1 protein-coding gene is annotated in these 15713 nt (G+C 72.2%); it reads right to left on the bottom strand.

Annotation, left to right across the window (positions count from 1 at the left end):
• Positions 1-4: 4 nt before the first annotated feature.
• Positions 5-15622, bottom strand: coding sequence for a type I polyketide synthase (locus G3I78_RS08345; RefSeq protein ID WP_164422192.1), 15618 nt, complete (start codon positions 15620-15622; stop codon positions 5-7).
• Positions 15623-15713: the final 91 nt, after the last annotated feature.

The raw sequence follows: 15713 nt of genomic DNA on the forward strand, positions 1-15713 counted from the left end.
CCGGTCAGCCCTGGCCGAACTTTCTGTCGATGAGGTCGAAGAGGTCGTCGTCGCTGGCGTCGTCGAGCTCGTCGGCCAGAGTGGTGGCGCCGGCGCCGGTGGCCTCGTTCCAACGGGTGAGCAGGTCCTTGAGGCGGTGCCCGATCCGGGTGCGGGCCGCGTCGTCGGGAGCGATGGCGTCCAGGACGGAGGGGGTCACGGCCGTCAAAGTGGCCTCCAGCCGGTCGAGTTCGGCCATCAGCGGTACGGCGGGACCGTGGTCGTCACCGGTCAGGTCGGCGTCGACGCGTGCGGCGAGGTCGGTGGCGTTGGGGTGGTCGTACATCAGGCTGGTGGGGAGTTTCAGACCGGTCGCGGCGCTCACCCGGTCCCGGAGTTCGACGGCGGTGAGCGAGTCGAAGCCGAGGTCCTTGAAGGCCCGTCCGGGTTCGACGGCATCGGCGGAGGCGAATCCGAGGACGGCGGCGACCTGCGCGCGGACCAGGTCCAGCAGGGTCCGGCGCCGGTCGGCGGGCGACTGTCCGGCCAGGGTGCGGGCCAGTGCCCCGGCGGTGTGCCGTTCGTCGTCCCGGTCGGTCACCGGGGTGGTGACGGTGGTCTCGGGGAGAGCGGCGAGCAGGGGGCTGGGGCGTACGGCGGTGAAGGAGCGGGCGAAGGCCGCCCAGTCGACGTCGGCTACGACGGTGTCGGCGCCGGACGTGCCCAGGGCGGCGATCGCGGTGCGCGGCGGCAGAGCGCGCAGGCCCCGGCGGCGAAGCTGCTCCCGCGCCTCCTCGTCGCCGGCCATGCCGCCGTCGGCCCAGGGGCCCCAGGCGAGGGCGACGGCGTTCAGGCCACGGGCCCTGCGGTGCCGGGCGAGGGCGTCGAGATAGGCGTTGGCGGCCGCGTATCCGCCCTGTCCTGCGCTGCCCCAGACGCCGGCGATGGAGGAGAACAGCACGAACGCGTCCAGCGGCCGGTCGGCGAGGAGTTCGTCGAGGTGACGGGCGCCGAGGGTCTTCGCCGCGACCAGGTCGGCCAGTTCGGCGGCGCCGGTGGTGGCGATCGGGCTGCTCTGCGGCAGGCCGGCGGCGTGGACGACGGCGGTGAGCGTGTCGCCGTCCTTCTCCAACTGGTCGAGCAGTACTGCCAGTTGGCTACGATCAGCCGTGTCGCAGGCGGTGACGGTGACGCGGCAGCCGCGGGCAATGAGGTCGGCGGCCAGTTCTCGGGCACCGGGTGCGTCCGGGCCGCGGCGGCTGGTGAGGACTAGGCGCTCGGCACCGTTGTCGGCCAGCCAGCGGGCCACGTGACCGCCCAGCGCACCGGTCCCACCGGTGACCAGCACTGTGGCCCGGGGTGACCATGCCGGGGCGGACGCCGCGAGGCCGGACGCCGTAGAGCCGGACGTCGAAGGACCGGATGTCGTAGGGGCGTGCTCCAGGCGGCGGACGAACAGGCCGGCCGGCCGGACCGCGATCTGGTCCTCGGCGCCGTCCCCGATGCCGCCGAGTGCGGCGCGCAGGAGTTCCGCGGCACGTTCGTCGAGGTGGGCGGGGAGGTCCACGAGGCCACCCCAGCGTTCCGGGTGCTCCAGTGCGGCGACCCGGCCCAGGCCCCACACCTGCGCCTGCTCGGGCGCGGTGAGCGGATCGGATGCCCCGGTGGAGACCGCCCCGCTGGTGACGCACCACAGCGGGGCGGCGGTGCCAATGTCGCCGAGCGCCTGGATCAGTGCGCTGGTCAGGGCCAGTCCGGCGGTGAGCCCGGGGTGGGCGCGGCGGGCGTCACCGTCGAGGCCGAGGAGCGACAGCACTCCGGCCGGTTCACGATCGGCGACCGCTTCCCGGAGCCGTACGACGAGGGTGTCCCGTTCGTCGTCCGGGGCGACCCGGACGACGGTGACGTCGACTCCGTGCCCCGTCAGGGCCTGCTCGACGGCGTCGGCGAGACCGGGGTTCGCCGCAGGGCCGCCCTCCGGACGTACGAGCAACCACGCGCCGACCGGGCGCGGACGAGCCCCCGGGGCCGCAACGGGATGCCACGCCTCCCGGTAGCGGAGAGCGTCCAGGTGCGCTTGTACGGAGCTGCGGCGACGCCAGTCCGCCAGTGCGGGCAGCACCGTGCCGAGGGTTTCGCCTTCGGTGTCGGGGAGGTCCAGGGTCGCGGCGAGGCCTTCGAGATCCTCACGTTCCACGGCGTCCCAGAACCGAGCCTCCATGCTGTCGGGTGCCGTCGGTGCGGGGGCGGCGGCTCCGGCGGCTGCGAGCCAGTAGTGCTCCCGCTGGAACGGATACGTCGGGAGGTCCACCGCCCGCCCACGCCAACCGCCGTACACGGACTGCCAGTTCAGTCGGGTACCGCGCGTGTACAGGGCAGCGGCGGCGGTCATCGCGCTCCGAGTCTCGTCCCGACCTCGGCGCAGTACGGGGACACCGCTTCCGGCGGGTACCAGTGCCGACAGCACTGCATCCGGACCGAGTTCGACGAACGTCGCCACACCCCGCCCGACCAGCGCCTCGACACCATCCGCGAAACGGACGGTCTCCCGGACGTGCCGCACCCAGTACTCCGGCGAGCACAGTTCCCCGGCGGTGGCGACCTCACCGGTCAGGTTCGAGACGACCGGGATACGCGGGACGCCGTACTCCAGCTTCTCCACCACAGCACGGAAGTCGTCCAGCATCGGCTCCATCAACGGCGAGTGGAAGGCGTGACTGACCGTCAACCGCTTGACCCGCACTCCCTGTTCACGCCACCTCGCCTCCAGCTCCCGTACGGCCTCGGAGTCACCGGACACCACGACCGACGACGGCCCGTTGACCGCCGCCACGGAAACCCGCTCGTCCAGCAACGGCAGGACATCCGACTCCGCCGCCTCCACCGCCAGCATCGCGCCACCCTCCGGCAACGCACCCATCAACCGACCACGAGCCGCCACCAGAGCACACGCATCCTCCAGCGACCACACCCCCGCCACATAAGCGGCCGTGACTTCCCCGATCGAATGACCGGCTACGAAGTCAGGGGCGACACCCCACGACTCCAACAACCGGAACAACGCCACCTCAAGGGCGAACAGGGCGGGCTGGGTGTACTCGGTCCGGTCGATCAGACCGTCCCCGTCCACCTCCGCGAACAGCACCTCACGCAGGCCCTCGAAGTGCGCACACACCTCGTCCAAAGCCTCCGCGAACACCGGGAAGACGTCGTACAACTCCCGTCCCGTACCCGCACGTTGACTCCCCTGTCCCGAGAACAGGAACGCCTTGCCGCCCGGCGTGATCTGTCCGCGCACCACAGCCGGTGTCTCGCGAGCGTCGGCCAGGGCCTCAAGTGCCGACACGAGGGCCGTACGGTCCTCCGCCCCACCGAGGACGACCGCTCGGTGTTCCAACGGGGCGCGGGTGGTGGCGAGCGCATAGGCCGCGTCGGCCGTCGGCATGGCGGGGTCGCGCAGCAGGTCGGCGACGTGGCGAGCCTGGTCGCGCAGGGCCTTGGCGTCACGCGCGGACAGCGGCAGCAGGAGCTCGGCGGGGCTCGCCGTGTCGCCCGCCCTCGGTTCGACGGTGTCCGGTGCCTGTTCCAGGACGGTGTGGGCGTTGGTGCCGCTGATGCCGAAGGAGGACACCGCGGCACGGCGCGGACGGCCGGTGTCAGGCCAGGGCCGGGCCTCGGTCAACAGACGTACGGCGCCACGCGACCAGTCGACCTCGCCGGTGGGCCGGCCAGCGTGCAGCGTGCGCGGCAGCGAGCCGTGCCGCATGGCCAGGACCGTCTTGATGACACCGGCCATGCCCGCCGCCGACTGGGTGTGGCCGATGTTCGACTTCACCGAGCCCAGCAGCAGCGGCCGTTCGGGATCACGGTCCTGCCCGTAGGTCGCGAGCAGCGCCTGGGCCTCGATGGGGTCGCCGAGGGCCGTACCGGTGCCGTGCGCCTCGACGACGTCCACCTCCGACGGCTCCAGGCCCGCGTTCGCGAGCGCCTGTCGGATCACTCGCTGCTGGGACGGTCCGTTGGGCGCGGTCAGACCGTTGGACGCGCCGTCCTGGTTCACCGCGGAGCCGCGGATCACCGCGAGGACGGTGTGGCCACGGCGGCGGGCGTCACTGAGCCGCTCGACCAGGAGGACGCCGACGCCCTCACCCCAGCCGGTGCCGTCCGCCTCGTCCGCGAAGGACTTGCAGCGGCCGTCTGAGGCCAGGCCGCCCTGTCGGCTGAACTCGGTGAAGATGTCCGCCGTCGCCATCACGGTGGCACCTCCGACCAGCGCCATCTCGCACTCGCCGGTCCGCAGTGCCTGCCCGGCCAGGTGCAGGGCGACGAGCGAGGACGAGCACGCGGTGTCCACCGTCACGGCCGGGCCCTGAAGTCCGAGTGTGTACGCGATCCGGCCGGAGGCAACACTCCCTGTCGTACCGGTCAGCAGATGGCCCTCCAGTCCTTCCGGCTTGTCGGCCGACGACGTGCCGTAGCCGGAGTACGCGGCTCCCACGAAGACTCCGGTCACGCTGCCCCGTACGGACTGCGGATCGATCCCGGACCGCTCGAGTGCTTCCCAGGAGGTCTCCAGCAGGAGCCGCTGCTGGGGGTCCATGGCGAGCGCCTCGCGGGGTGAGATCCCGAAGAAGGGCGCGTCGAACTCCCCCGCGTCGTAAAGGAATCCGCCCTCGGCGGCGTGGGAGGCGCCGGCCCGGGTCCGGTCGCTGCCCAGCAGTCGCTCTACGTCCCAGCCTCGGTCCGAGGGGAACGGTCCGATGGCGTCCACCCCTTCGGACACCACTCGCCACAGGTCCTCGGGCGAGCGCACCCCGCCCGGGAAGCGGCAGGCCATACCGATCACGGCGATCGGTTCGTCCACCGACACGACCGGGGCGGACGGCTGTGTCTCGCCGACGGGATCGTCTATGCCGAAGAGTTCCGTGCCCAGATGACCGCTCAACGCGGCGGTGGTGGGGTGGTCGAAGACCAGGGTGGCCGACAGGCGCAGCCCGGTCGCCGTGTCCAGCCGGTTGCGCAGTTCGACGGCGGTCAGCGAGTCGAAGCCCAGGTCCTTGAACGCCCGCTCCGCATCGATGTCCTCCGGCGCCGCGTGCCCGAGTACCGCCGCGACCTGGGTACGCACCAGTTCCAGCAGCGCCTTGTCCCGCTCCCCCCGGCCCAGCGCGGCCAGGCGCTCGCGGAGATCCTCCCTGCCACCACCCAGCTCTGCCCTGACCCGTGTTCGCGGCGTGGTGACCAACCCCGCGAGCAGCGCGGGCAGCCCCCCGGCGGCGGCCTGGGTCCTGAGTGCGGCACGGTCCAGACGAACGGCGACCGGCACCGGCACGACGCCGTCCCGCGCCACGTCGAACAGCCTCAGCCCCTGAGCCGCGTCGAGCGGCAGCAGCCCACTACGGCTGACGCGCCGAATGTCGGCCTCGTCCAGGGCGCCGGTCATTCCGGTCGTCTGCGACCACGGTCCCCAGGCGACCGATGTGGCGGGCAGTCCGCTGATCCGGCGGTGGGCGGCGAGGGCGTCCAAGTAGGCGTTCGCGGCAGCGTAGTTGGCTTGTCCGGGCGCCCCGATGACTCCCGAGAGGGAGGAGAAGAGCACGAAGGCGGACAGGTCTTGATCGGCCGTCAGTTCGTGGAGGTGGTGGGCGGCTTCGGCCTTCGGCGCCCATACGATGTCCAGGCGCTCGGCAGTCAGCGACTCCACCAGGCCGTCGTCCAGGACACCGGCCGTGTGCACTACGGCGGTCAGCCGCTCACCCTCCAGCAACGCGGCGAGAGCGTTCCGGTCGGACACATCGCAGGCAGCGATACGGACCTCGGCACCGGCCTCGGTCAGGTCCCGGCGCAACTCCTGGGCACCCGGCGCTTCCGGGCCCCGGCGGGAGAGCAGCAGCAGCCGCCGTGCCCCGTGTTCGGCCACCACATGCCGGGCCACCAGCGCACCCAAGCCACCCGTACCACCGGTGATCAGCACCGTCCCAGCGGGGTCCAGCGGGGCCGGGACCGTCAGCACCACCTTGCCGGTGTGACGGGCCTGGCTCATGAACCGGAACGCATCCCGCGCCTGCCGCATGTCCCACGCCCGCAAAGGCAGCACAGACAGATCACCGGCGGCGAACAACTCCAGCAACTCTTCAAGGAGTTCAGCGATCCGGTCCGGACCCGCCTCGAACAGATCGAAAGCCGTGTAATCCACACCCGCCATCTCGCGGATGTCCGTCTTGCCCATCTCCAGGAACCGGCCACCCTCCGCCAGCACCCGCACCGACGCATCCACGAACTCACCCGCAAGCGAATTCAGCACCACATCCATACCGGAGAACTTCTCCGCAAACGACGTATCCCGCGAGGAAGCGATGTGATCGTCGTCCAACCCCAGAGCCCGCAGGGTGTCCCACTTACCGGGGCTGGCCGTTGCATACACCTCCGCACCCATGTGCCGAGCCAGCTGAATCGCGGCCATACCGACACCGCCCGCACCCGCATGCACCAACACCGACTCACCCGCCCGCAGACCAGCCAAGTCCCGCCACGCATACAGAGCGGTGAGGAACACAATCGGAACCGACGCAGCCTGCGCAAACGACCACCCCGCCGGCACCCGCGCCACCAACCGCCGATCCGACACCGCAACCGGCCCAAAGCAATCAGCGACCACCCCGAACACCCGGTCACCCACCGCCAGATCCGTGACCCCCGGACCGACTTCGGTCACCACACCAGCCGCCTCGATCCCCAACGGCACCACCTCCGGATACATCCCCAACGCATTGAGAACATCCCGGAAGTTCACCCCCGCAGCCCGCACCGCAACCCGCACCTGACCCTCGGCCAACTCACCCCCGGCCTCCGCACGCGCCACCAACTCCAGCGCGTCCAGACTCCCCCGCTCCACACTCTCCAGACGCCAGTCCGCGCCTTCACCGGGCACCATCAGCACATCCTGGCTACCGGCTCGCGCCAGTCGTGGGACGGACAACTCGCCGCCGCGAAGGCGCAGTTGTGGTTCACCCGTCGCCAGCGCCGCCGGAAGCGCGGACCACGACTGCGTCGAACCGTCCAACTCCGCGAGCACGAACCGCCCCGGATGCTCACTCTGCGCCGATCGCACCAACCCCCACACAGGTGCCGCGTCCAGCCCCTCCGCGTCACCGGTGGCGATGACCAGCCGCCCGCTGCCGGACCGGCTGAGCCACTCCTGCAGCAACGGCAGCACAGCGGCCGCCGAACCGGGGCCGTCGTCCAGGCGCAGTACGGCGTCGGCCTCCTTCGGCGCCCCGGCAAGGTCGGGTTGGGCTATCAGAACCGGGTCCGCGGCGGACACCGGGTCGGGCAGCGACCGACGGACCCACTGGACGTCGTAGAGCGCCTCCTCACGGCTGACGGGTGCCGCGGGGGCCTCACGCATCACGAGGGAGCCGACCGTCAGTACGGCCTGGCCGGAGCCGTCCACGGCGGTCAGCGAGATCGTGTCGACGCCATCGGCCACGATTCGCGCTCGCAGCAGGCCGGCGCCGACGGCGCTGACGCTGACGCGGCTCCAGCTGAAGGGCAGCCGCCCGCCTCCCTCGGCGAGCGCGTCACCGAGCCCGACGCCGTGCAGGACTCCGTCGAGCAACGCGGGGTGCACTCGGAAGTGCTCGGCGTCGGCACGTCCGTCCTCGGGGAGCTCGACCTCGACGAACGTCTCGCCGTCGCGCCGCCACGCGGCACGCAGCCCCTGGAACAGCGGGCCGTAGACGTACCCGGCGGTGGACAGACGCGAGTAGAGGTCGCCGACGGGCACGGGCTCCGCTCCGGTGGGCGGCCACGTGGTCAGCGTTTCCGGTACCGGGGCGGGTGCTTCCGGAACGGAGACCGCGCCGACCGCGTGGCACGTCCATTCCGTGTCGGGGTCGTCGGCGGTGCGAGCGTGGATGGACAGCCTGCGGCGACCCGTGTCGTCGCCTGAGTCGACCCGGACCTGTACCTGAACCGGCGTGTCAGCCGCGAGAGCGAGCGGCGCGGTCACGGTCAGGTCGTCGAGCATCGAGCAGCCAGCCTCCTCCGCGGCCACGACGGCCATCTCCACGAAGGCGGTACCGGGCAGCAGTACGGCGTCCATGACCTGGTGCTCGGCCAGCCAGGGCTGGGTGCGCGGCGAGAGCACCCCGGTCAGCAGCGTCGTCCCTTCGTCGGCCACCGTCACGCTGCCGCCGAGCAGTGGATGGGCGACCGGCGCCATACCGAACACCGAGGCGTCACCGCCCTTCCCGGCCCGCGGTCCCGACGGCGCCTCCGGCCAGAAGCGCCGTCGCTGGAACGCGTACGTCGGCAGTTCCACGCGACGGGGGTCGGAACCCTCGAAGTACGCCGACCAGTCGGGCTGCGTACCGCGCGCGTACAGCGTGGCCAAGGCCAGGTTGACCGACCGGGGTTCGTCCCGCCCCTGTCGCAGCGCCGGGGAACAGATGGCATCGGGCAGACACAGGGCTGCCATGGTGGTGAGCACGGCGTCCGGGCCGAGTTCGACGAACGTGCCGACGCCGTGGTCATGCAACGCACGCAGACCGTCCGCGAATCGGACGGTCTCCCGGACGTGGCGGACCCAGTACTCCGGCGAGCACAACTCCTCGGCGGTCGCCAGCTCACCGGTCAGGTTGGAGACCACAGGGATACGCGGGGCGTCGTACGACAACCCCTCCGCGACCGTGCGGAAGTCGTCCAGCATCGGGTCCATCAACGGCGAATGGAAGGCATGACTGACCGTCAGCTGCTTGACCCGCACGCCCTGTTCGCGCCATCGGGCCTCCAGCTCCCGTACGGCCTCGGTGTCCCCGGAGACGACCACCGACGACGGACCGTTCACCGCGGCCACGGAAACCCGCTCGTGCAGCAGCGGTAGTACCTCGGCTTCCGACGCCTCGACCGCGAGCATCGCGCCGCCCTCAGGCAGCGCGCCCATCAGACGGCCACGGGCAGCCACCAGCGCACAGGCGTCCTCAAGGGACCACACGCCCGCCACATACGCCGCCGCGATCTCACCGATCGAATGCCCGGCCACGAAATCAGGGGCGACACCCCACGACTCCACCAGCCGGAACAACGCCACCTCAAGGGCGAAGAGCGCCGGCTGCGTGAACTCCGTCCGATCAATACGACCGGACTCATCGTCGAACAACACCTCCCGCAACCCATCAAAGTGCGCGCACACCCCATCCAACGCAGCAGCGAACACCGGATACGCCTCGTACAACTCCCGCCCCGCACCCACCCGCTGACTCCCCTGCCCAGAGAACAGGAACGCGGTGCGCGCATCGACCGCAGCCTGGGCGTGATCCCCCGGCGCTGTCGCCAACTGCTCAAGCAGTGCGGCGAGTTCATGCTGGTCCGCGGCGACCAGTACCGCCCTGTGCTCCAGCGAGTCCCGGCCGGTCGCCAGGGTGTGGGCGATGTCGGTGGGCCGGAGCGGTTGGAACGCCAGGTGGTGTCGCAGTCGGTCCGCCTGGGCTGCCAGTGCGGCCGGGCCCCGGGCGGAGAGCGGGATCACGACCGGGAGCAGGGAAGTGGCCGAGGCATCCTCGTCCGGCGTCGGGGCAGGGGTGGTGGATACCTCCAGCACTACGTGTGCGTTGGTGCCGCTGACCCCGAACGACGACACCGCCGCACGGCGTGGGCGCTGGGTCTCCGGCCAGGTGACCGACTCCGTGAGCAGTTCGAGCGCGCCCGCCGACCAGTCCACGTGCGGGGAAGGGGCGTCGACGTGCAGGGTCCGCGGCAGCAGACCGTGCCGCATCGCCATCACCATCTTGATCACACCGGCGACACCCGAAGCAGCCTGCGTATGACCGATGTTCGACTTCAACGACCCCAACAGCGCGGGCTGGAGCCGCTTCTGACCGTACGTCGACAGCAGCGCCTGCGCCTCGATCGGATCGCCCAACGCCGTACCCGTGCCATGCGCCTCCACCGCGTCCACGTCGGCGGGCTCCAGCCCGGCGTCGGCCAACGCGGCGCGGATCACCCGCTGTTGGGAGGGACCGTTGGGGGCGGTCAGGCCGTTGGACGCGCCGTCCTGGTTCACTGCCGAGCCCCGTACGACCGCCAGCACCGGGTGGCCGAGGCGTTCGGCGTCGGAGAGCCGCTCGACGAGGAGCACACCGGCGCCCTCGCCCCAGCCGGTGCCGTCGGCCGCCGCTGCGAACGCCTTGCAGCGGCCGTCGGCGGCGAGGCCGCGCTGGTAGGAGAACTCGACGAAGGAATCCGGTGTTGCCATGGTGGTGACGCCGCCGGCGAGGGCCAGGTCGCACTCGCCCGCCCGTAGCGCGCGTACCGCCATGTGCAGGGCCACCAGCGACGACGAGCACGCCGTGTCCACCGTGACGGCGGGCCCCTCCAGGCCGAACACGTACGCCAGCCTGCCCGAGACGACACTGGCCGCGTTGCCGGTGACGAGGTGGCCCTCGGTAGGGGTGTCGGTGTCGCGGAGGAGGACGCCGTAGTCGAGGCTGTTGGTACCGATGAACACCCCGGTGCGGGAGCCGCGTACGGCGTCGGGCGCGATGCCCGCACGCTCGAAGGTCTCCCAGGAGGTCTCCAGGAGCAGCCGCTGCTGCGGGTCCATGGCGAGGGCTTCGCGCGGTGAGATGCCGAAGAAGTCGGCGTCGAAGTCGGCGACGCCGTCGAGGAAGCCGCCCTCGCGGGCGTAGCTGGTGCCGGGTCGGTCGGGGTCGGAGTCGTGGAGGGCGTCCAGGTCCCAGCCCCGGTCGGTGGGGAAGGGGCCCACGGCGTCCCGGCCGTCCGCCACCAGGTCCCACAGGTCTTCGGGTGATCGCACGCCGCCGGGGTAGCGGCAGCCGATGCCGACGACGGCGATCGGTTCGCCGTCGGCCGCCTCGGTGACCGCCGTCTCCGGTCGGCCGGTGGTGGGTTCGCCGTCGGGCAGCAGCTGTGCGAGCAGGTGATCGGTGAGAGCCTGGGACGTCGGGTGGTCGAAGACGAGGGTGGCGGGGAGCGCGAGACCGGTGCGAGCGGTGACGCGATCACGGAGTTCCACGGCCGTGAGGGAGTCGAAGCCGAGGTCTTTGAAGGCGCGCCGGGGTGCCACGGCGGCCGGAGAGGCGTGGCCGAGCAGCGCGGCCGTCTCGGCGCGGAGCAGGTCGAGCAGAACGGTGGCCCGGTCGGCGGCCCGGGTCCGGGTGAGGAGAGTCGTCCACGGCGCCCCGCTCTCCGGTACGGCCGTGCCCGCACCGCCGTCGAGGGCGGCCGACGCTGCCGGAACGGTGCTGATCAGCGGGCGTGGGCGGGCGAACGAATAGCCGGGGGCGAAGCGTTGCCAGTCCATGTCGGCCACTACTGTGTCGGCGGCCGTGGCGTGCTGGAGGGCGAGCAGGGCGCGCTGCGGGTCCATCGGGTTGAGGCCGCGGCGGCGTAGATGGGACCTCGCCTCCTCGGTGGCGGCCATGCCGTCGCCCGCCCAGGGACCCCAGGCGACCGCGGTCGCGGGCAGGCCCTGGCCGGTGCGGTGCCGGGCGAGGGAGTCGAGGTAGGCGTTGGCCGCCGCGTAGGCGGTCTGCTGGGCGCTGCCCCACACCCCGGCGACGGAGGAGAACAGGACGAACGCGTCGAGCGGCAGTTCCCTGGTCAGTTCGTGCAGGTGGGCCGCACCGAGCACCTTCGCGGCGGTGATGTCCGCCAGGTCCTGCAGGCTGGTCTCGGCCAGGGAGGCGTACTGGGGTTGTCCGGCTGCGTGGACGACGGCGGTGAGGGCGTGGCCGTCGGCGGCGAGGCCGTCCAGCAGGGCGGCGAGCTGCTGCCGGTCGGCGGTGTCGCAGGCGGCGAGGGTGACCTTGGCACCGAGTTCGGTGAGTTCCGCCGTGAGCCGTTCGGCGCCGGGGGCCTCGGGGCCGCGTCGGCTGACCAGGACGAGGTGCTCGGCTCCGGCCCGGGCGGCCCAGCGGGCGGTGTGCGCGCCGAGCCCGCCGGTGCCGCCGGTGATGAGGACGGTGCCGCGTGGCGTCCAGGCCGGGGCGCTCGAAGCGGGGGCGGGGACCAGGCGTCGGACGTGAACACCCGAGTCGCGTACGGCGAGTTGGTCCTCGGTGCCGAGAACGCCGTTCAGTACGGCGCACAGGTGGTCGGCGGCCGGTTCGTCGAGCCGGTCGGGCAGGTCAAGGAGTCCGCCCCAGTGGCCCGGTTCCTCCAGCGCGAGGGCCTGCCCGAAGCCCCACAGCTGCCCCTGTCCGGGTGCGGTGAGCTGTTCGTCGGGCGCGGTGCCGACGGCTCCGCGGGTCGCGAGCCACAGCGGTGCCGTGACTCCGGCCTCCCGCAGTCCCTTCACGAGAAGGACGGTGGCGGCCAAAGCGCCTGACAGGAGCGGCAGTTCGGGATGCGGGCGGTTCGCCAGGAGTGGGCCGAGGAGGGAGAGCACGCCGTCGGGGGCGCCGTCGGCGAGGGCCGCTCCCAGGCGGGCGGCGTCGGCGGTGGCCGTGGTGTCGGCGGGGTCGGCCGTGACGACGGCGCAGGTGTGGCCGCGTTCGGTCAGGGCGCGGGTGATGTCCTGGGCGAGCGTGTCCGTCGCCTGCCCGTGCGCCCCTTCGGGCTGATCGGGGACGACGAGCAGCCAATGGCGCCGCGCGACCTCCATCACCGGCTGACGGGCTTCCGCCGGTCGCCACTCCACCCGGTAGTACCAGCCGGTGACGGCGGCCCGGTCCCGGCGACGGCCGCGGTAGCCGGCCAGCACAGGCAGCAGACCATCGCCTACGGCGTCGTCGGCGGGGTCCAGCAGCAGCGCCCGCGCCACGGCCTCCGAGTCGCCCCTCTCTACGGCGTCCCACAGTTCCGCGTCGTCGGCGGGCTCCTGCACGGCGGGCGGCAACGCCCAGTAACGCCGGTGCTGGAACGCGTACGTCGGCAGGTCGACACGGCGGGCCCCGGTACCGTCGAAAACGGCCGACCAGTCGACGCCGACGCCACCCGCGTGCAGCGTGGCCAGGGCTGTGGCCAGCGCATGCGACTCCGCGTGGGCGCCGGTCGAGCGGGGGTGCAGCAACGGCACCGCGATGACGGGCGGTTCCGTCGCCGCCAGTCCCTCGCGGACGAGCGCGAACAGCACAGCGCCGGGGCCGACCTCCACGTAGGCCCGTACACCTCGCTCGTGGAGCGTCTGAACGCCGTCGGCGAATCGGACGGTCTCCCGGACGTGGCGGACCCAGTAGGCGGGCGAGCACAGGTCTTCGGCGGTGGCTACTTCGCCGGTGAGGTGGGAGACGACGGGGATGCGCGGGGCAGCGTACGACAGTCCCGCCGCGACTGCGCCGAACTCCTCCAGCATCGGGTCCATCAGCGGCGAGTGGAACGCGTGACTGACTATCAACTGCTTGACGCGCACACCCTGTTCACGCCAATGGGCCTCCAACTCCGAGACCGCGTCCGCCTCGCCGGAGATCACCACCGACGACGGACCGTTGACCGCCGCGACCGCCACCCGCCCATCCAGCAACGGCAGTACGTCCGCCTCGGCGGCCTCCACCGCCAACATCGCCCCGCCCTCAGGCAACGCACCCATCAACCGACCCCGAGCCGCCACCAACGCGCAGGCGTCCTCCAGCGACCACACCCCCGCCACATACGCCGCCGCGATCTCACCGATCGAATGACCCGCCACAAAGTCAGGGACCACACCCCACGACTCCAACAACCGGAACAGAGCCACTTCCAGAGCGAACAGGACCGGCTGCGTGAACTCCGTCCGGTCGATCAGACCGGCGCCATCCGCTTCCGCGAACAACACCTCCCGCACTCCCTCGAAGTGCGCACACACCTCGTCCAACGCCCCCGCGAACACCGGCCACGCCTCGTACAACTCCCGCCCCGCACCCACCCGTTGACTCCCCTGCCCCGAGAACAGGAACGCGGTGGAGCCCTCGGTGACCGTCCCGGTCAGCGTGCCGGGAGCGGTGGTGCCGGTGGCGAGGGCGCGCAGGCCGGACAGGAGGGCGGCGCGGTCAGTGCCGACTACGGCGGCTCGGAAGGGCAGGCCGGCGCGGCCGGTGGCCAGCGAGTACGCGATGTCGGTGGTGGACAGGGGGCCGGTTCGGGCCGTGTCGACGGCGTCCGCGAGCTTGGCGGCCTGGGCGGGGAGCGCTTCCGCGGAGGCGGCCGACAGCAGCCACGGCAGGGTTACCGAATCCTCCGCGAGGCACTCACCCTCCTCCCGCGCGGGCTGCCCGGAGTCTGCCTGCGCGGGCTGCCCGTTTTCGTCCCGCACCGGCTGCTCGGGAGCCTCCTCCAGAACGATGTGCGCGTTCGTGCCGCTCACGCCGAACGACGACACCGCCGCTCGGCGCGGCTGGCCGGTCTCGGGCCACGGGACGGTTTCGTCGAGCAGGGTGACGGCGCCCGCCGACCAGTCGACCTGTGGGGTCGGCGCGTCGAGGTGGAGCAGTCGGGGCAGGGTGCCGTGTCGCATGGCCATGACGGTCTTGATGACACCGGCGACGCCCGAAGCGGCCTGGGTGTGGCCGATGTTGGCCTTGAGTCCGCCGACCCGGAGCGGCCGGTCGTCGGGGCGGCTGCGTCCGTACGTGGCGATCAGGGCCTGTGCCTCGATCGGGTCGCCGAGCCGGGTGCCGGTGCCGTGGGACTCGACGGTGTCGATCTGGGCGGCGGACAGGCGGGCGTTGTCGAGGGCCTGGCGTATGACGCGTTGCTGGGAGGGGCCGTTGGGGGCGGTGAGGCCGTTGGAGGCGCCGTCCTGGTTGACGGCGGAGCCGCGGACCACGGCCAGGACGGGGTGGCCCAGGCGCTGGGCGTCGGACAGCCGCTCGACGAGGAGTACGCCGACGCCTTCTCCCCAGCCGGTGCCGTCGGCGCCGGCGGCGAAGGGCTTGCAGCGGCCGTCGGGGGCGAGTCCCCGCTGCCTGGTGAACTCGACGAACGCCTCCGGGGTGGCCATGACGGCCACTCCGCCGACGAGGGCGAGACCGCACTCTCCGCCGCGCAGGGCCTGGGCGGCCAGGTGGAGAGCCACGAGGGAGGAGGAGCAGGCGGTGTCCACCGTGACGGCGGGGCCCTCGAGGCCCAGGGAGTAGGCGATCCGTCCGGACAGGACGCTGGTGGCGTCACCGGTCAGTGCGTAGCCGTCGCCGCCGCCCTCTCCGGCGCGCACCGCGGTGCCGTAGCCGGCCGGGGACGCGCCGACGAAGACGCCGATCCGGTGGCCGCGTACGGCTGTGGGGTCGAGGCCGGCTCGTTCGAGCGCCTCCCAGGAGGTCTCCAGGAGCAGCCGCTGCTGGGGGTCCATGGCGTGGGCCTCGCGGGGTGAGATCCCGAAGAACTCGGCGTCGAAGTCCCCTGCGGAGTCCAGGAACCCGCCGCGCAGGGTGTCACTGGCACCGGCACGGTCCGGGCCCCGGCCGGAGAGCCGGTCCAGGTCCCAGCCGCGGTCCTGCGGGAAGTCGCCGATGGCATCGCGCCCGCCCAGGGCGAGGTCCCAGAGGTCCTCGGGCGAGCGGACTCCGCCGGGGTAGCGGCAGGCCATGGCGACGACGGCGACCGGCTCATGCGCGCGTGACTCCAGCTCGTCGACCTGGCGCCGGGCCTGGCGCAGCTCGCCGGTCATCCACTTCAGGCGGCTGAGGAGCTTGTCTTCGTTGGACATGTCACGCCATTTCCATGAGTCCACGGGTGCGGGTGCTGGAGCTGTGCCGGGGCACGGGCGCCGCCGGTCCGGGAGCCGGTACGGCGGCGCG

Source organism: Streptomyces sp. SID13726, assembly GCF_010548375.1.
Classification (GTDB): Bacteria; Actinomycetota; Actinomycetes; order Streptomycetales; family Streptomycetaceae; genus Streptomyces.